Annotated in this window: 18 protein-coding genes, 1 riboswitch and 1 other annotated feature; of the genes, 5 read left to right on the forward strand and 13 right to left on the reverse strand. The window is 32.8% G+C overall.

The window, feature by feature from the left end; all coding sequences use genetic code 11:
• Positions 1-15: 15 nt before the first annotated feature.
• Together leuS and HMPREF2597_RS02620 are read right to left on the reverse strand one after the other, a co-directional pair.
• Positions 16-2,430, reverse strand: coding sequence for a leucine--tRNA ligase (gene leuS / locus HMPREF2597_RS02615; protein WP_002478011.1), 2,415 nt, complete (start codon positions 2,428-2,430; stop codon positions 16-18).
• A 51-nt stretch (positions 2,431-2,481) separates the two neighbouring features.
• Positions 2,482-2,666, reverse strand: a binding site (T-box leader).
• Positions 2,667-2,751: 85 nt separating this feature from the next.
• Positions 2,752-3,927 (reverse strand): MDR family MFS transporter, encoded by a 1,176-nt coding sequence (locus HMPREF2597_RS02620; RefSeq protein WP_002478010.1) that lies wholly within the window; start codon positions 3,925-3,927, stop codon positions 2,752-2,754.
• A gap of 103 nt (positions 3,928-4,030) precedes the next feature.
• Between HMPREF2597_RS02620 and HMPREF2597_RS02625 the strand changes: the two genes are divergently transcribed.
• Positions 4,031-4,984 (forward strand): tRNA modification radical SAM protein MnmL/YtqA, encoded by a 954-nt coding sequence (locus HMPREF2597_RS02625; protein WP_002458811.1) that lies wholly within the window; start codon positions 4,031-4,033, stop codon positions 4,982-4,984.
• Positions 4,981-5,544: a tRNA 5-(aminomethyl)-2-thiouridylate-methyltransferase MnmM gene (locus HMPREF2597_RS02630; RefSeq protein ID WP_002458810.1), complete on the forward strand. Its 564-nt coding sequence runs from the start codon at positions 4,981-4,983 to the stop codon at positions 5,542-5,544. Before HMPREF2597_RS02625 ends, HMPREF2597_RS02630 begins: the two co-directional genes overlap by 4 nt.
• Positions 5,545-5,594: 50 nt before the next feature.
• On the opposite strand, the gene HMPREF2597_RS02635 is transcribed toward HMPREF2597_RS02630, so the two are convergent.
• Positions 5,595-5,996: a transcriptional regulator, SarA/Rot family gene (locus HMPREF2597_RS02635; protein WP_002458809.1), complete on the reverse strand. Its 402-nt coding sequence runs from the start codon at positions 5,994-5,996 to the stop codon at positions 5,595-5,597.
• 492 nt (positions 5,997-6,488) lie between these two features.
• Entirely contained in the window at positions 6,489-7,322 is an 834-nt protein-coding gene (locus HMPREF2597_RS02640) for an alpha/beta fold hydrolase (protein WP_002458808.1), read from the reverse strand.
• 216 nt (positions 7,323-7,538) lie between these two features.
• On the opposite strand from HMPREF2597_RS02640, the gene HMPREF2597_RS02645 reads away from it, so the two are divergent.
• Positions 7,539-8,525 (forward strand): proline dehydrogenase family protein, encoded by a 987-nt coding sequence (locus tag HMPREF2597_RS02645; RefSeq protein ID WP_002478009.1) that lies wholly within the window; start codon positions 7,539-7,541, stop codon positions 8,523-8,525.
• Positions 8,526-8,602: 77 nt separating this feature from the next.
• Here HMPREF2597_RS02645 and ribE (HMPREF2597_RS02650) read toward each other — a convergent pair whose 3' ends face one another.
• The 7 genes from ribE (HMPREF2597_RS02650) to HMPREF2597_RS02680 all read right to left on the reverse strand — a co-directional run bounded on the left by ribE (HMPREF2597_RS02650) (position 8,603) and on the right by HMPREF2597_RS02680 (position 15,489).
• A complete protein-coding gene (gene ribE, locus HMPREF2597_RS02650; protein ID WP_002458806.1) occupies positions 8,603-9,061 on the reverse strand; it encodes a 6,7-dimethyl-8-ribityllumazine synthase in 459 nt (152 codons plus the stop codon).
• Between the two features lie 12 nt (positions 9,062-9,073).
• Positions 9,074-10,255 carry a bifunctional 3,4-dihydroxy-2-butanone-4-phosphate synthase/GTP cyclohydrolase II gene (locus HMPREF2597_RS02655; protein WP_002478008.1) on the reverse strand — a complete coding sequence of 394 codons (1,182 nt, stop codon included), beginning with the start codon at positions 10,253-10,255 and terminating at the stop codon, positions 9,074-9,076.
• 12 nt (positions 10,256-10,267) lie between these two features.
• The gene (gene ribE / locus HMPREF2597_RS02660) at positions 10,268-10,900 is read right to left on the reverse strand and encodes a riboflavin synthase (RefSeq protein WP_002458804.1); all 633 of its coding nucleotides are present in this window, start codon (positions 10,898-10,900) and stop codon (positions 10,268-10,270) included.
• A 7-nt stretch (positions 10,901-10,907) separates the two neighbouring features.
• Positions 10,908-11,951, reverse strand: a complete 1,044-nt coding sequence (gene ribD, locus HMPREF2597_RS02665; protein ID WP_037543108.1) for a bifunctional diaminohydroxyphosphoribosylaminopyrimidine deaminase/5-amino-6-(5-phosphoribosylamino)uracil reductase RibD — start codon at positions 11,949-11,951, stop codon at positions 10,908-10,910.
• Positions 11,952-12,089: 138 nt separating this feature from the next.
• Positions 12,090-12,219, reverse strand: a riboswitch (FMN riboswitch).
• A gap of 106 nt (positions 12,220-12,325) precedes the next feature.
• Positions 12,326-13,825, reverse strand: a complete 1,500-nt coding sequence (locus HMPREF2597_RS02670; protein ID WP_012990810.1) for an FAD/NAD(P)-binding protein — start codon at positions 13,823-13,825, stop codon at positions 12,326-12,328.
• Positions 13,826-14,208: 383 nt separating this feature from the next.
• Positions 14,209-15,063, reverse strand: coding sequence for a peptidoglycan release complex glucosaminidase SagB (locus tag HMPREF2597_RS02675; protein ID WP_002458801.1), 855 nt, complete (start codon positions 15,061-15,063; stop codon positions 14,209-14,211).
• A 201-nt stretch (positions 15,064-15,264) separates the two neighbouring features.
• On the reverse strand, positions 15,265-15,489 hold the full coding sequence (locus HMPREF2597_RS02680; RefSeq protein WP_002458800.1) for a hypothetical protein: 225 nt from the start codon (positions 15,487-15,489) through the stop codon (positions 15,265-15,267).
• 197 nt (positions 15,490-15,686) lie between these two features.
• Here HMPREF2597_RS02680 and HMPREF2597_RS02685 point away from each other — a divergent pair, with 197 nt between their 5' ends.
• Both HMPREF2597_RS02685 and HMPREF2597_RS02690 read left to right on the forward strand, forming a co-directional pair.
• On the forward strand, positions 15,687-16,157 hold the full coding sequence (locus HMPREF2597_RS02685; protein ID WP_002478005.1) for a sigma-70 family RNA polymerase sigma factor: 471 nt from the start codon (positions 15,687-15,689) through the stop codon (positions 16,155-16,157).
• A 15-nt stretch (positions 16,158-16,172) separates the two neighbouring features.
• The gene (locus tag HMPREF2597_RS02690; RefSeq protein WP_002458798.1) at positions 16,173-16,619 is read left to right on the forward strand and encodes a competence protein ComK; all 447 of its coding nucleotides are present in this window, start codon (positions 16,173-16,175) and stop codon (positions 16,617-16,619) included.
• On the opposite strand, the gene HMPREF2597_RS02695 is transcribed toward HMPREF2597_RS02690, so the two are convergent.
• Both HMPREF2597_RS02695 and HMPREF2597_RS02700 read right to left on the reverse strand, forming a co-directional pair.
• Complete coding sequence (locus HMPREF2597_RS02695) at positions 16,600-17,052, reverse strand: hypothetical protein (RefSeq protein WP_002458797.1); 453 nt, start codon at positions 17,050-17,052, stop codon at positions 16,600-16,602. The genes HMPREF2597_RS02690 and HMPREF2597_RS02695 overlap by 20 nt on opposite strands.
• Before the next feature lie 130 nt (positions 17,053-17,182).
• Positions 17,183-17,896 (reverse strand): transaldolase, encoded by a 714-nt coding sequence (locus tag HMPREF2597_RS02700; RefSeq protein ID WP_002478004.1) that lies wholly within the window; start codon positions 17,894-17,896, stop codon positions 17,183-17,185.
• Positions 17,897-18,107 lie beyond the last annotated feature (211 nt).

Here is an 18,107-nt window from a genome sequence, read left to right on the forward strand (position 1 = left end):
TCAACACTCCTTTAGTTATTTTGCTACAATATTTACTAGTTTTTGAGGGACTGCTATTACTTTCTTAATTTCTTTACCATCTATAGCCATTTTAACATTTTCATTTTCTAATGCTAATTCTTGCATTTCTTCTTTGGACAGCTCTTTAGGTATGGTTAGTTTTGCACGCACTTTACCATTTACTTGAACGACAATTTCAACTTCACTATCAACCAACAGTGTTTCATTATAAGTTGGCCATGGCTGATAAGTAATCGTTTCATCATGTCCTAATTTTTGCCATAATTCTTCACCTATGTGTGGCGCAATAGGCGCAAGCATCTTCACAAAGCCTTCCGCATATGGTTGATAAATTTCATCTACTTTATAACATTCATTAATAAAGACCATCAACTGACTGATAGCAGTATTAAAATTCAATGTATCAAAGTCTTCTGTCACTTTTTTAACCGTTTGATTATATACTTTATCTAATGATTTATTATTTGATTCAACAAATTTTTGAGATAGGCTATCATCCTCATTGATAAATAAACGCCAAACTCGGTCTAAGAAACGTCTTGAGCCATCTAAACCATTCTCACTCCAGGCAATAGCAGCATCCAAAGGCCCCATAAACATTTCATAAAGTCGTAAAGTGTCAGCACCATGAGAATTTACAATATCATCTGGGTTAACAACATTACCTTTGGATTTACTCATTTTCTCATTGCCTTCACCTAAAATCATACCTTGGTTAAATAATTTTTGGAATGGCTCTTTTGTTGGAACTACGCCTAAATCATATAAGACTTTATGCCAGAATCGAGCATACAACAAATGAAGTACTGCGTGCTCAACGCCACCGATGTATAAATCAACTGGTAACCAATGCTTTAATTTTTCTGGATCTGCTAACATTTGCTCATTATGAGGATCAATATAACGTAAGTAATACCAACAGCTGCCAGCCCATTGTGGCATTGTGTTCGTTTCACGACGACCTCTCATTCCCGTTTCTTCATCTACAACGTTAACAAAATCATCTATATTAGCTAATGGTGATTCACCAGTTCCAGACGGTTTAATTTCATCAGTTTCTGGTAATAATAGTGGTAATTCTTCTTCTGGTACCGTCGTCATTGTTCCATCTTCCCAATGAATGATTGGTATTGGTTCACCCCAATAACGCTGTCTACTAAATAACCAGTCACGCAACTTATAGTTAACTTTTTTCTCACCGGCACCTTTTGCTTCTAATAACTCAATTGCTTTAGCAATAGCCTGTTCATTATTTAAACCATCTAAGTCACCAGAGTTAACGTGCTCTCCTGCACCAGTATAAGCCTCTTTTTGAACATCTCCACCAGCAATAACTTCTATAATCGGCAAATTAAATTTAACCGCAAATTCGTGGTCGCGTTCATCATGAGCAGGCACTGCCATAACAGCTCCAGTACCATAACTAGATAATACATAATCAGCAATCCAAATCGGTAATTTTTCACCAGATAAAGGATTAATCGCATATGCGCCAGTAAAAACACCAGATTTATCTTTTGCCAAATCCGTACGCTCAAGGTCAGATTTTTTAGATGCAGCTTCTTGATATTTCTTAACTTCTTCAAATTTTTCAGTTGTTGTAATTTTTTCCACAAGCGCATGCTCTGGACTTAATACTAAGAAAGTCGTACCAAAAATCGTATCTGGACGTGTAGTGAAGACGTCTATTGTGTCATTCTCTCCTTCAACTTTGAAAGAAACACGTGCCCCTTCTGAGCGACCAATCCAATTACGCTGCATATCTTTTATCGATTCAGGCCAATCTAAGTCATCCAAATCTTCTAGTAGTCGATCGGCATATTCTGTGATCTTGAGTACCCATTGTTTCATAGGTCTACGGTATACAGGATGGCCTCCTCGTTCAGAAACACCATCAACAACCTCTTCATTAGATAAAACCGTGCCAAGTGCTGGACACCAGTTTACCGCTACTTCATCAACATAAGCTAACCCCTTATTATAAAGTTGGATAAAAATCCATTGTGTCCATTTATAATATTCAGGATCTGTTGTATTAACTTCTCTATCCCAATCATAACTAAATCCTAATTCTTGAATTTGACGTTTAAAAGTTTGAATATTTTGTTTCGTAAATGCTCGTGGATCGTTTCCAGTATCAAGTGCATATTGTTCTGCAGGTAAGCCAAACGCATCCCAGCCCATTGGATGTAAGACGTTATAGCCTTGCATACGTTTATAGCGTGAAATAATATCCGTAGCAGTATATCCTTCTGGATGTCCTACGTGTAAACCAGCACCTGATGGATAAGGAAACATATCTAAGGCATAAAATTTCTTTTGTCCCAAGTTATCACTTGTCTTAAATGTTTGATTATCTAGCCAGAAACATTGCCATTTTTTTTCGATTATTTTGTGATTGTAATTCACTTTTTTTCCTCCTACTCAATAAAAAAACACCTCATACTATTATAAATAAAGTATAGGGACGACAATTATGCCGCGGTACCACCCTAGTTCACATATATGTGCACTTAATTAAATAGTAAGAGATGTATATTACATTAAATAACGGTAAGTTCACTTAATACTTAACGCTAGTTTACACCACCACTAGCTCTCTGTTGAAAAATATTTAAGTTACTACTCCAATACACTTTAATATTATTGGATAATGCAACTGATTGCAAGTGCAAGTTATTACATAACTGAACAATTAATATAGAAGCCTAGCTCAGTCAATTAACATGGTTATATTGTTTTATCCTTAGGCATATTTTTATCAAAAACAGCTAAAAAACACAATGCTATGCTTAATAACACAATCATGCCAATAAACATGGTACTCATATTAAAGGCATCGACTAAAATACCACCTATAAGTGGACCAAATGCTTTACCGACCGTAGAAGCTGAATTAACAAACCCCTGATACTGTCCTTGTTTACCATCAGGCGCTAAAAAATTCGCGATAGTTGGGACAGCAGGCCAAACGAACATTTCGCCAAATGTTAATATAATCATACCTATGAGAAAGACACTAAATTGTTCAGCAAAACTAGTCACTAAAAACGACACCATAAAAATAATAATACCTACAATCATTTGTTTTTTTATATTTCCTTTGAGTACACGAATTACCGGACTTATCAAAGGCTGTGCAACTAAAATCATAATACCATTCACTGTCCACAATATACTATATTGCGACATTGAGATATCGATGTCTTGTGTAAATGAAGCAATCGTACTTTCCCATTGTATATATGCAATCCAACAAATACTAAACATAATACATAAAAGGATTAATGCTTTAAATCTGCGTTTTTGGTCTTTATTTTCCAACTCAAGATTATCTGGCTTGTGCATCTTTACAGAATACTCGAGATTGAATTGTGTGACAGCTACAATCGCGAATAGCACATACATTAATAAATTTGCAATAAAAATATAGTTAAAACTAAGCTCAGCAACAAAGCCTCCTAAAGCAGCACCAAGTGCGACACCAATATTTTGAGCTAAGTAGATAGCATTAAACGTTTGCCGTCCACCATTGGGCCACACTGCTCCGGCCATAGCATAAATTGCTGGTACAATCATGCCACCACCAAAACCAAGCATAACTAACCATACTGCATACCAAGGCCAACCATGGAAAAAATTTAGCATCGTTGTACTAACTAAACACACAGCAGTTCCAGTTAAAATCGTACGATAACCACCTAATTTATCAAACAAACTACCACCTAATAAGTTACCAACAACCATACCAAATGAATTTATCATTAACACAATACCTGCAATAGTAAGGCTTTTATCGAGCTCTTCTTTCATATATATCGTATTTAAAGGCCATAAAAAACTAGAACCGGTAATATTGAGCGCCATGCCTATTACCAGCATCCATACTGATTTAGGTATATTCATACACTGAGTCCTTTCTCTCTCTTTTCTCAATCTACAATAGACACTATAACATTAAAATATGTTAAAATCTTTACTTAGAAACAATTAGAAAGGAAAATGTCTTATGGGTAAATATTTCCCTTATGCTTTTGAGAATAAACGCTATCATACTTGGAATTACCATTTAAAAAATAAATTTGGCCAAAAAATATTTAAAGTGGCATTAGATGGCGGCTTTGACTGCCCTAATCGTGACGGAACTGTTGCACATGGTGGTTGTACATTTTGTTCTGCAGCTGGTAGCGGCGATTTTGCTGGAAATCGAGCTGACCCTATTGAAGTTCAGTTTCAACAAATCAAAGCAAAAATGCATGAGAAATGGCATGAAGGAAAATACATTGCCTACTTTCAAGCGTTCACTAATACACACGCCCCTGTTGAAATACTAAAGGAAAAATATGAACCTGTATTACAAGAAGAAGGTGTTGTAGGATTATCCATTGCCACGCGTCCAGACTGTTTACCAGATGATGTAGTAGAATACCTTGCTGAGCTAAACAAACGCACATACTTATGGGTTGAATTAGGACTCCAAACGATACATCAGTCTACATCTGATTTAATAAATCGTGCACACGATATGCAAACATATTATGATGGGGTCGCTAAATTAAGAAAACATAATATTAATATCTGTACGCATATTATTAATGGTTTACCTGGCGAAGATTACGATATGATGATGGCCACAGCCCGTGAAGTTGCCAAAATGGATGTTCAAGGCATAAAAATACATCTACTTCATTTATTAAAAGGAACACCTATGGTAAAACAGTACGATAAGGGTTTACTAAAATTTATGAGTCAGCAAGAATATACTAACCTAGTATGTGATCAACTTGAAATCTTACCCCCAGAGATGATAATTCATCGTATTACAGGCGATGGACCCATTGATTTGATGGTAGGACCAATGTGGAGTGTTAACAAGTGGGAAGTTTTAAATAATATCGATGATGAGCTCGCTAGACGTAATTCTTATCAAGGGAAATTTCACAAAGAGCGGGTTCAAATATGAAATTAGAACGCATTCTTCCCTTTGCTAAATCTTTAATTACGTCTCATATCCAAAGTGATAGTATTGTGATTGATGCTACATGTGGTAATGGATTCGATACATTATTCTTAGCTCAACACGTTCCAAAAGGTCATGTATATGGTTTTGACATACAACAACAAGCAATTGATAACACTGCTAAGAAGATCAAATCATTTAAAAACGTATCATTAATACATGATAGTCATGAATATATCTCAGACCACTTAATATCTGCTCATAAAAATAAAATCACTGCAGCAATCTTTAATTTAGGCTACCTACCAAAAGGTGATAAATCAATTGTCACCCAGCCTGAATCAACTATACGCGCTATTGACGCCATATTTGAACAGTTAACGATTGAAGGCATTATTGTAGTTGTTATTTATCACGGCCATTTTCAAGGCAAACTAGAACGTGATGCATTACTTGATTATTTCAGCAATATAGATCAAACAAAGGCTCAAGTTCTACAATATCAATTTATAAATCAACGTAATGACGCTCCATTCATCTGCGCAATAGAAAAAATCAATTAAAATGCTTAGTCTATAAGTCGCTATTTCCTGACTATAGACTAAGCATTTTTCTAGATATTTAAAATTGAAGTGAAACTTGTTTGCATGGAATTTGATTTTTTGTGTACTGCATCACAAATGAATTTTAATAAGTCATCACGTTTACCATTTTGATTTTCATTGTAATGAATGATAACTGTACGCTCATCATCTTGAGGGCGTTCTTTGTAAATCCATTCTAAATTTACAAGGTTATTGTATGTGCGTGTACGTTTATAAGACTTAATCTTTACAAAACTATCCATTTCTTTTAACGTCATCGACCCTTTTTGCCATAGCGTTAGTAAAATTAAGATTTCTTCTTTTGTCATGCCGTATTCTTTCTCAATAACGTCGAAAATTGAATTGATGTCCATTAGTAGCGCTTCTAATTTTAATAATCCAGATACTTGGTCTATCGTTTGCTCGCTCACTAAAATCTCTCCCTGTCATAAAACTAAATAATACAATTTACCGATGATAAAGAATGTTGCTGCATTGTTAAAACCCTTAATAAACTTTTAATAATTTAATTGTCTTTTTATTTAATCACAACTATAACCATAAACTTGGTGCTAACATCAGCAAATTGCTAATTATTCATGTAGATTTTTATCCAATTAATTATTAATAAATTTATATGTATAAAATATACCAATTTCTATGTAGATATGCAACTAAACCATTTGTATTATGAATTTATTGTTTTAAATAAACACCGACACAATTAATGCCATCACATATAAGTAGTCTTCAATATTATAAAAACAAACTTTATTATGCGCACTTTAGAAGATGCGTAACAACAATTTATACTGTCACATTCCAAATAAAAACACAAAAAACCTTTAGAAAGTATAAGTTCCATAACTCTCTCAAGCAGATAATTAGGTTGCATCATAAATAGGTCTTTCAATATCTTTTATTTATTCAATATCCTCTATTTCTTCTTCTTTAACGATAAATCCCATCGTATTTACACTATTATTTAGAAATGTTAATACATATCGCATGACTTGATCACGTTCAGGCTCATTTTGGATTTCATGATATAAACCTTGCCATTTTTTATAATAGAATTCATCAGATTTTAGATTTTCTTTTAATTTAATTATCGCTTTAGGTTCGACAATCGCATCTTCAGAACCATGCATTAGTAATGTAGGTATTGATTTTACGTCCCCAACGTAATCTAATGTTTCTTTCATTTCTTCCACAACAGTATTGTACCAATGATATGTTACTTTTTTTAACATCAAACCATCATTAACCGTTTCTTCTCTTATTTCTTCATTTCTAGTCAACTGTTCAACTTCAATATTAACTTTAAAACGCGTATCTTTTGATACTTTTCCAATATTAGAAATTAAAATGTCTTTCCGTGTTGTCTTGTTCTTTTGTAATTCTAATAATGGTGAAAATAAAATCATACCCTCAATAGGCAATCGATCTACCTTTTCTAATAAATTAAGTATGATTAATCCTCCTAGACCAATCCCCATAACAAATGTAGGTAATTTATAATCATTTGCGAGTTTAATCCATTCTAAAACATGTTCATGATATTCATTAAAGTTTTTAATTTGCCCCTTGTTTGCACGTGAAGTCTGCCCTTGTCCTGGCAAATCACCCATAATCACATGATAACCATTTCTTCTTAACATCGTAATAACATAAGCATAACGCCCTGTATGCTCTAACATATTATGGACAATAACAACTACGCCTTTAGCATTATTTTCTGTTTCCCATTTCCACATGACTTATTAGTCCCTTCTACATAAACTCTACAGCTTAAATTATAGCAAATATCAGCTTAATATGGCTAACACTCTAATTGACTCAAGAAAACATTTCTGCAATAAATTGAACTTGAAGCAAAACGTATGACCGATATTGAAAACGCTTTCTCTTACGAATATTTCATGCTAAACTATTTATAAAATATATTGATTATAATATTGGAGGTTTACTACATGACACTATTTAGGGATTTCTTCATCGCTTTATCAAATAATACATATTTAAATCAAACAGCTAAGAAAATCGGCCCCAAAATGGGTGCAAATAAAGTCGTAGCAGGTAATACCATTCCAGAACTAATAGATACAATTGAAAGGCTTAATGAAAAAAATATCGCTGTTACCGTTGATAATTTGGGAGAGTTTGTAGGTACACGCGAAGAAGCCACAACAGCAAAGAATGAAATTCTCACTATAATGGATGCCATTAATGCATCTAATGTAAATGCCCATGTATCTATTAAATTAAGTTTACTAGGAGGAGAATTTGATTTACAATTTGCTTTTGATAATTTACGTGAAATTTTATTGAAAGCTAATGAATATCAAAATATGCACGTCAATATTGATACTGAAAAATATGACAGTTTGCAGCAAATTATTCAAGCGCTTGATAAATTTAAGGGAGAATTTAAAAATGTCGGCACAGTTATACAAGCATATTTGTACGATGCTGATGAACTCATCGAACGTTTTCCAGATTTAAGATTACGATTGGTTAAAGGTGCCTATAAAGAAGATGCTTCCATTGCTTATCAAACAAAAGAAGATATTGATAGCAACTATATTAAATTAATTGAGAAACGTTTGCTAAATGCGCGTAATAAAACATCCATTGCGACACATGACGATCGAATTATCAATCATGTCAAACAATTCGTCAAAGATCACCATATTAAAAATGATGATTTTGAATTTCAAATGTTATATGGATTCCGTTCAGAACTAGCTGAACAAATCGCAAGAGAAGGCTATCATTTCACCATTTATGTTCCATATGGTAATGACTGGTTTAGCTATTTTATGCGTCGTCTAGCAGAGCGTCCTCAAAACTTATCACTAGCAGTTAAAGAATTTGTTGATACTAAATCTCTCAAAAAAGTTAGCGCGATAATTGGTATTTCTGCATTGTTACTTTTGATTACGAAAATTATAAAATAATAACGACACATATAAAGGGAGCAGGACTTCGAATTCACAATGAATTTTATCCTGCTCCCAAATTTATAGACTAAACATTATAGTTGTTGCAATAAGTTGGCCATTTCAATTGCACTGACTGCCGCTTCAGATCCTTTATTGCCAGCTTTAGTACCAGCGCGTTCTACAGCCTGCTCAATGCTTTCAGTTGTTAATATTCCGAAAATAACTGGTGTATCTGATACATCATTCGCTCTTGCAACCCCTTTAGACACTTCATTGCACACATAATCATAGTGAGAAGTTGCACCTCTAATTACACAACCCAATGTTATGATTGCATCATAATGTTTTTTTTGTGCTAATTTTCTAGCTACAAGCGGTATTTCAAACGCACCAGGAACATAGGCAACATCAATATTACTATCATTGACATCATGGCGTATTAATGTATCTTTAGCACCTTCTAATAGTCGATTTGTAATAAAATCATTAAATCGACTTACTACTATCGCAATTTTCAACTCTGAACCAACTAATTTACCTTCAAAATTCATTTTTATAACCTCCTAGATTAAATGACCCATTTTAATTTTTTTCGTTTCCATATAATCATGGTTGTGTGTTGTTTCTGGAACAATGACTTCAATACGCTTTGCAATTTCTATATCATATTCACTTAGCCCTTCAAATTTTTTCGGATTATTACTTAACAAATTAACTTGCTTGACATTAAAATATTTTAGAATTTGACTAGCAACCTTATAATCACGTAAATCTTCATCAAATCCAAGAGCTAAATTCGCAGTTACAGTATCATAGCCTTGCTCTATTAACTCGTAAGCACGAAGTTTATTTATAAGTCCGATACCTCTGCCTTCTTGGGGTAAATAAATCACCATTCCACCATGTTCATTAATATATTTTAAGGACGATTCAAGTTGCGCACCACAGTCACATCGTTGACTATGAAAAATATCACCAGTTAAACATGCTGAATGAATTCTTACATTTTCAGTAGTTCTTGGCTCTCCTTTAGTAATAACAACGATTTCATCCTGTGTAAGTGTTGAATCAAATCCATACATTTCAAAGTTGCCAAAATCTGTTGGCATATTTACCTTTGCTCTTAAGTTCACCTGTATATCATGCTGATGTCTATATTCTATGATTTGTTTTATAGAAATAAGCTTAAGCTGGTGTGTTTCTTTAAACTTTTCTAATTGTTCTCCTTTAGCCATCGAACCATCGTCATTCATAATTTCACAAATAACTCCTGCAGGTGCTGCACCTGTCATTTTAGCTAAATCAACCGTTGCTTCAGTATGACCTTCACGTTCTAAAACGCCATTATCTTTGGCAATAAGTGGAAATAAATGACCAGGTTTATGAAAATCTTCAGCCATTGTATCAGTGGCAATTAAAGACCGTGCCGTAGTCATGCGTTCAATTGCACTAATTCCCGTTGTTGTTGTATAGTGATCAATACTTACAGTAAAGTTTGTACCATAGTCATCTGAATTTTGCATTACCATTGGTTTTAACTCTAAACGTTCGGCAATATCAGTGGAAATTGGCGTACAAATCAAGCCACGACCGTGCTTAGCCATAAAATTAATCGTTTGATCTTGCATCCATTGTGTTACTGCAACAAGATCTCCCTCATTTTCTCTATCTTCATCATCTACAACAATTATAGTTTCTCCTTTTTTTAACGCTTGAAGTGCCTCTTCAATGGTGTCAAATTGCATATTTAATCCCCCTTAAAAACCATATGATTTTAACTTATCTAATGTTAAAGTATTGGAATTTTTATTAATGATTGTGGCTACATATTTGAATAAAACATCTGTCTCTAAATGTACAAAGTCTCCTTGTTTCTTATCTGCTAAAATTGTTGAGCGCCGTGTTTCTGGTATGAGATGTATATCAAAAGATGATTCACGTATATCAAATACTGTCAAACTAACGCCATCGACTGCAATTGATCCTTGCTTCACAAGTTGTTTAATGATTGTTTGTGATGCTGAAATTTGAATTACTTTTGAATCGGCTGTCTGATTGATTTTTGTAATTGTACCTAATTCATCAACATGGCCTAGAACAAAATGGCCACCAAATCTACCATTGCTGTGCATCGCGCGTTCTAGGTTCACTTCTTGATGACGCTGAACATTAGCAAGATAGGTTTTATCTTCTGTACCATGTATGACTTGCACTGAAAAATGATTGCTATTAAAGTCTGTCACTGTCAGGCAAGTCCCGTTAACGCTTATAGAATCACCAATATGCATATCATCAATAATCCTTTCAGCTTTAATGATAAGTGTGCGTACTGATTGATCATTACGTATTTCAACAATGGTTCCAATTTCTTCTACGATTCCTGTAAACATGGTTGTTTCACTTCTTCCGTAGTTCTAATTTGATATTTTGATCTAATAAAGTGGAATTAACAATTTCAAATTCAAAGGTATCCTGTAAATCTATAACTTCTTGTGTTTGAAAGAATTGATTTGTTCCAGAACCACCTATCAATTTCGGGGCAAAATAGATGATGAGTTGATTAACTAACTGTTGTTGGAGAAATAATGAGGTAACTTTAGGTCCCGCCTCGACGAGCAGCCGACCTACACCTTTTTTATATAAATCTTGTAAAATATCAGGAATTTTACAATTGCTCATGTAATTAATAAAAACATTGGGTAAAGTTGTTGTTAATGTGGCATCTTCAGTGTATATCCATATATCAGATAATTGATCATGAAACATATCTAGACTAAAGTCAACGTCCCCACTTCGAGATAAAATAACACGAATAGGGTGTTTACCATCTTTAACTCTAGTCGTGTACTGAGGATTATCTGCTAATACGGTTTTATTTCCTGTTAACACGGCATCATGACTGTGTCTTAAACGATACACATCTTGCTTTACTGTTTTATTGGTAATCCATTGACTTTGTCCATAATCTGTTGCCTGTTTACCGTCTATACTTGTAGATACTTTAACGGTAATTTCAGGAATTTTCTCAGCTTTAGCTTTAAAAAAGTCTTCGTATAAACAATAGGCTTCATGATCAAACTGCTGATACACTTGGATACCAGCTTGGGTTAAGATTTCATCACTTTTACTAGGTAAAGTTGTATCTTTTACAGCATATACTACCTTATCTAGACCATGATCGATGATTTTGTTAACGCACGGCGGTGTCGAACCATAATGCGTGCATGGTTGTAAAGACACATAAATTGTTGCACCTTGTGCTTCGTCACCAGCCATGTCAATTGCTTGCACTTCAGCATGTTTCTCACCTTGTTTTAAATGTGCGCCAAGTCCGATAATTCTGCCATTTTTAACAACTACTGCTCCTACTGGTGGATTAACACCAGTCTGTCCTTTAACCATCTTAGCAAGCTGTATTGCCTTGCTTAAATATAAATCCAATTTATCACCTTCATAAAAAAACCTTATACCAAAATAGGCATAAGGAGATTGATATAATGACATTTGAACAAGCCTACACAATAATTTCTGTGCATGCTTAACAAACATTAAACGTAATCGTTTATGTTAACGTCGATTGTATTCTTTCTCCCATCCAGACTATACTGTCGGCTTCAGAATCTCACTGAATCAGCCACTTGTGCATCACAAGCAGGTCGCAGGCTTAATCACTGCCGGTTGGGAATTTCACCCTGCCCCGAAAGAACGTATTATGAAGTTGATAATTCTACTTTAAGTGTTACTAAAACACTATGAGTTTATCTTACTAAATTTTAATAAACTTTACAATGAAAGCAATTTAATTTCTTTAATTACTATTTTTTAGAAATATTGTCGCGACTTAACCGTGATTGATGTTCATATAAATAATCCACTGCATTAACTACTTGTGAAACAATCATCTTAACACCATTTCTTAATTTATTTACACCATTGGTAAGCTGACCTATAGCGACAGCGTTAGTCAACGTCCCATATCTTGGACTAATAATTTGATTTGTTTCTGGCACAATTTGAATACCACCCATAGGATGTGCTTGTACAATACGACGATTCTCTAGGTTAATGACTAATTGATCATCCTCGTCTAACTCTGCTAAATGTGTTTTAGCACCTGTTGCATTAATAATAATGTTAAAATCATCACACGAAGATGTGTCTTTAAATGTTAGATTAAATAATTGTCCATCATGCGTAATATTCTCTAGACCACGTTTTATAATTAAAGAGCCATTCTGCATTAACTCAATAAGTAATTTAGCTGTTCTAGGCGGCATTGGATTAGAATTAAGTTGAATCACTTTAGTATATTTCTTATCGAACAACTGTTGATCTGAGCTACTCAAACTATTGTATATCCAGTTTAAATTCTCTTTTAGATGTTCTATCAATCCTTGAAATACACCGAGCTCTTGTGAATGATCTAAGTCATATTGCAAATCATCAATATGATTTCCTGAACGTCTATTTATTAACGTATCTAATTCAATATTCCATTCTTCACATTCCTTATAGAAAAGCTTAACTAAAGTATCTAGTGGTACGTTTCCATAATTAACTGCCTTGATACTATTAAAAGTTTGTTTTGTTAAATAACGAAATGTTATTTCTTGCATATTTCCACGCACACTTGGCAATTGCGTCGAGCGACTCGTCATAATGATTGGAAGATGCTTATGATGTGTTGCTACATATCTAACCACATCTAAGCTAGCTAACCCTGTACCTATAATAGCAATACGATCTGTCTCTTTCACTTCATCCAAAGTGTTATATGTTGGATATGGCGATTGGATATATCCTGGAATTCCTTTTAACTGGTATGGATCGTGATAGCTTAATGTCCCAATAGTCAAAAAGATATAATCATACTCCTTCCAATCATTCATATCATCAGAAGTACAAACATAATATTTTAAAGCTGTTTCATCAACATTTGAGTTAGTAAATATTTCTTTAACTTCGTCATGAATCAATGTTAAATTATCAAAAATTTTATCAAAATGTAACAAATAGGATTTCATATAGTGGCCAAAAATAAATCTTGGTAAATATTTAGGGTTCTCATAAGAAAAAATATTTTGCTGCTGATACCAATGCCAAAATTCTAAATCATCTTCTAAATTTAAACTCATCTTCTTGGATGGTAAATTAATTAATAGTTCATCACTATCATTTTGAAAAGGTACCCCGTGACCCATGTTGATTTTATTATCGTAGACATCTACAGTTAAAGTTGAAAAGTTTTCGTGTTTAACAAGTTGTCTTAGCACACTTACACCAGCTGTTCCCATTCCAATTATCGCTACACGCATGATTTCTTCACCCTTTTTAATTATCTGTTTCTTTCTTCTAGATACTTCTTTATTGTATCAATAAGTATTTAGAACTAAAATAAAAATAACTTCGCGTTATTTAAGTAAAGTCATTATTTAACTTTTATAAATGAAAAATATATTAAATGAGGTGTTTTAACTATGAAAGTTATAGCAAAAATCATTTTAGTTACTGTTGTGTTATTTGCTTGGATTAATCGTAAAAATAAAGCTGAATAAATCGTTTTATAAAAAATAAAAGCTCCACTAAATATCTTGAGGAGTCAAGAACATAAATAACAAAATAAAAATGACAATTTCTATTAAAATCATGTAGAAATTGTCATTTTATTCAGAGATATATTATATCTCAATTTATTTTCTTAATTCGCTTTATGTTTGTCATCATCTTTATAGACATACCATTTGAAATATTTTCCTTCTGTTTTCATTTCTTGATAAAAGTCAGCGATAATCGTTGCATTGCTTTCAGCCCATTTAATATCTGTCGCATACTGATGTTCGCCAGGGTTCTTAGGATTCCATCTCATGCTGTACAATGTATTTTGATCATCATGTGATAAGAAATGTTTGTGAATGAATTCTGCACCGCCACGTATTGCTTTTTCTGGCGTATCCCAACCATGCTTTTTAGCGTATTGTGCACCTGTTTTAATTGGATCTTCATCTAAAGCACCAACACCATAAAAATTATAATATTTCTTACCATCGATTTCCACGCCATTGGCTAATTGACTCTTAGAAGCACCTGTTTCAAGTAAAGCATGTGATATAAGGTAAACTTCATTAACATGATTATCTTTAGCCGCTTCTAAAAAATCATCCGTATGTTTTAACAATGTTTCTCTATCAAACAACATACGTTTAATTCTATTTTTATCAATACCTTGATATTTCGATAAATCTAAAAATTGATATTTCTGTTTGTTATCTTCAATAAATTTACTGCTATCCATTGCTGTTTTAATTTCAGTAGCAGAAGCATCTCTCCAAGCATTATTGCTTTTATTAGAAACTTGCTGGCTTGTATAATTATCTATTTGTTTCTTAGAAGCTTTATCGAGTGTTACATCTAAATTTTCAACCTTTTCAACTTGTTTAACTTCTTTAAATAAAATTTGATCTGAAATCATTGAAAAGAAGATTATCCCAACAATTACTAATAGTATTAGTAATCCAAACAACCCGATAATAGAGCCTCTTTTGTGCTTTGCCATATTCACACCTCTTAGGTCAATGTTGTAAAACTTATGCAATATGTGTTTATGATAATAAAGTTTAACATTATTATATTGCTTTCACAATTTTATATAAGCTTTGTTACATATTCATAAATGAATAGTAATAAAACTGCAAAATAAAATGGTTAGACAAATCGTCCTGTATAAATTTGCCCTAACCATTTAACTTTCACATTTTTATTCACGATGATTTTTGTATTCCATCATAATGAAACTTGCTGCTTGAGAGCGATTCTTATAATAATATTGATTTAAATCGATAGTACCCTCTACTTCACCATCTCGATACATCATTTCATTTGTAAAATTATTAATCATTACAAAATCTGAGCGATCTTTAATAATATCCAAGTCATCATTTCGTGCAAAAAAGTGTTCAAGATTTAAGTGTGCGTAATCCATATATACCTCCTTAGCGTCAAATTTGTTATATGCTGAAGTTTGTTGATGTTTTAGTCAATAACTTATTTTTAAAATATACCTATGCCCTATATTTAACACCTTATAGCGTAATTAAGCAAATGATATTTTTCAATTTTTAGCATAAGCTATGAATATCCGGATAAATTTCATTATGCGCATAAGAAACGGAGCAGCTAATGTTATTTAACAATGTATATCATCAATTTAATAAATATATTCATTATTTGTTAAATAAATATCATATTCGTTATAATTATGATGAGTATTACCAACTCATGCTCATACGATTATGGCAACTCACAAACCAATATAATGCCTCTTTAAATTCAAATTTTTCAACTTTTATTATCTTCCGACTAAATTATTATTTAATTGATTTATTTAGAAAAGAACAGCCTAAACAATCCGTAGAAATAAGTATATTAAATCCAAGCTCATCAAAGCTACCTATTTATATCCTCAATGACTTCAATCTTATTATGCAAGAGGCATGGAAACACTTAACGCGTCAAGAACAGCAATGGCTCATCTTACAGATAAGTGGATACAAGCAATATGAAATTGCCCAACATATGCACGTCTCATTATCCTCAGTAAAAAATTACAAACGCAATGCCAGACAAAAGCTTCAGCGCTTCTTCACATAAAGGAGTCAGCACACCATGAATGTAACTAAACTGGATCAATTACTCTACTTAAAAACTTGTACTAGCAATAAAATAGCTACAGAATGTAAATATTTAGAACACACTGAAATAATACCTAAATCAATGAAGCAAGTACTATATCATTATCTTGAATTTTATGGTAGATATTTGCCTTTACAAATAAAGGTTGCCAAGCGTTTATTACACATCAATAAATTAGTGCCTATTTATGTAAACCAACAGACCATACTATTTCCTATTAGACCTCAACGTTCTCCAATTCAATGTTACATTAATGCTAAACATATTGTCGCCATGCATGCGATTAACAACCATATCATCATCGTTTTTGAACAACAAATCCAATTAATTATCGATGCCCCATATACACTTATTTATAACAAATGGAAAGAAAGTTTATTACTATCACATCTTATACCACTTAACTACGCGATTGATTAAATTTATATTCAAGTAGCTTCTTTGTCGCATATGCTGTTATTTTTTTAATTAACCAAAGACTGATAATGATTAATAAGATCGCACCTATTAAGATTAAAATAACACTCCACGTGGCTACTTTTACTTGTGGATTAATAAAATAATTTACTGCAGTTAAACTCGTAATGAATCCAAATAAAAATAATCCCATAAAAACAACATACAAGACGATAATTAAAAACAGTAATAATACTAAAGAACTGTGTGTTTGATTTTTCTCTTTGAAAACATAATTTTTTAAAAACTGATTTGCATAATAAATGGGACGCTGCAATATTTTTTCGTCATTGTTATCAATCAAATGATTTAAATATCGTTCTAATTGTATTTGCTCATTATTATTTAAAAACCACAGTTGCTTTTTTATTTTAGCTACAAATTGACTTTCATTCATCTACATCCCTCCTATTCATTTAATATATCAATAAAGCTAATACTATAAGATTTAAACAATGTCTGCAAGTTTATCTTTGGACATATAAAACCCCCAACAATAAATTAATTGCTGGGGGTAAATATTTGAGTTAGAAAATAGATAAGCCTGAACTTTGGATATCTTTAGCAAATCCCTTAACCGTATCTACTGATAAACCATTAATGTCTCGACCTAAATTATTATTAACCTTCTTAACGACATCTGCTGGGCACGTAATGATATCTGCGCCAACCTCATCTGCTTGGATAACATTATATAATTCGCGACAGCTAGCCCATAATAATTTAACACCTGCTTTACTATGCGTAACTGTGACTGCTTCTTTCATTAATGGTAATGGATCTACACCAGTGTCAGCAATTCTTCCAGCAAATACTGAAACATATGTTGGTACACCCTCTGTAACTGCTTCTGTAATTTCTTTAACCTGTTCAATTGTATAAACTGCTGTAACGTTTAATCTAACATTGTCTGCAGATAATTTTTTAATGAGCGGAATCATTGACTCACCTTTTGTGTTAACAACTGGGATTTTAACAAAAACATTTTCCCCATATTGTTTTAAAATTTCGGCTTCTTTTTCCATTGTCTCTATATCATCAGCAAATACTTCAAATGATATTGAAGCATCTGGTATCTCTTTTACAGCTTCCTCTGCAAATGCTTTATAATCCGTAACGCCGGCTTTAGCCATTAAGCTTGGGTTCGTTGTGAAACCGTCAACTTGTTTATTTTTATATGCTGCTTTCATTTCTTCAATATCTGCACCATCTGCAAATACTTGTACATTTAATTGTGTCACTATGCATTCCTCCAACTAATTAACTTAAGGTATCTTGCTAAAAATATTGTAGTCTATCTTTGAAATTAAGACACACACATTTTATTACTGCCACTTTAAGTTAAAAATAATATAATTCATTTATATCATGTGGTTGTTATACAAGCTAATGTTTTGTTTGGTAATTTGTCATTTAATATATCAAAGTTGATAATTATTATTTCATTGTTGC

Source organism: Staphylococcus sp. HMSC063A07, assembly GCF_001836955.1.
In the GTDB taxonomy this organism is placed as follows: Bacteria; Bacillota; Bacilli; order Staphylococcales; family Staphylococcaceae; genus Staphylococcus; species Staphylococcus lugdunensis.

What these genes read in the sequence shown, in the direction of transcription:
- HMPREF2597_RS02625 (WP_002458811.1), top strand. Translation starts at nt 4,031, where the DNA reads ATGGGTAAATATTTCCCTTATGCTTTTGAGAATAAACGCTATCATACT.
- HMPREF2597_RS02620 (WP_002478010.1), bottom strand. Translation starts at nt 3,927, where the DNA reads ATGAATATACCTAAATCAGTATGGATGCTGGTAATAGGCATGGCGCTC.
- HMPREF2597_RS02670 (WP_012990810.1), bottom strand. Translation starts at nt 13,825, where the DNA reads ATGCGTGTAGCGATAATTGGAATGGGAACAGCTGGTGTAAGTGTGCTA.
- HMPREF2597_RS02685 (WP_002478005.1), top strand. Translation starts at nt 15,687, where the DNA reads ATGTTATTTAACAATGTATATCATCAATTTAATAAATATATTCATTAT.
- HMPREF2597_RS02695 (WP_002458797.1), bottom strand. Translation starts at nt 17,052, where the DNA reads ATGAATGAAAGTCAATTTGTAGCTAAAATAAAAAAGCAACTGTGGTTT.
- HMPREF2597_RS02680 (WP_002458800.1), bottom strand. Translation starts at nt 15,489, where the DNA reads ATGGATTACGCACACTTAAATCTTGAACACTTTTTTGCACGAAATGAT.
- HMPREF2597_RS02655 (WP_002478008.1), bottom strand. Translation starts at nt 10,255, where the DNA reads ATGCAATTTGACACCATTGAAGAGGCACTTCAAGCGTTAAAAAAAGGA.
- HMPREF2597_RS02640 (WP_002458808.1), bottom strand. Translation starts at nt 7,322, where the DNA reads ATGTGGAAATGGGAAACAGAAAATAATGCTAAAGGCGTAGTTGTTATT.
- HMPREF2597_RS02675 (WP_002458801.1), bottom strand. Translation starts at nt 15,063, where the DNA reads ATGGCAAAGCACAAAAGAGGCTCTATTATCGGGTTGTTTGGATTACTA.
- HMPREF2597_RS02645 (WP_002478009.1), top strand. Translation starts at nt 7,539, where the DNA reads ATGACACTATTTAGGGATTTCTTCATCGCTTTATCAAATAATACATAT.
- HMPREF2597_RS02630 (WP_002458810.1), top strand. Translation starts at nt 4,981, where the DNA reads ATGAAATTAGAACGCATTCTTCCCTTTGCTAAATCTTTAATTACGTCT.
- ribE (WP_002458804.1), bottom strand. Translation starts at nt 10,900, where the DNA reads ATGTTTACAGGAATCGTAGAAGAAATTGGAACCATTGTTGAAATACGT.
- HMPREF2597_RS02690 (WP_002458798.1), top strand. Translation starts at nt 16,173, where the DNA reads ATGAATGTAACTAAACTGGATCAATTACTCTACTTAAAAACTTGTACT.
- ribE (WP_002458806.1), bottom strand. Translation starts at nt 9,061, where the DNA reads ATGAATTTTGAAGGTAAATTAGTTGGTTCAGAGTTGAAAATTGCGATA.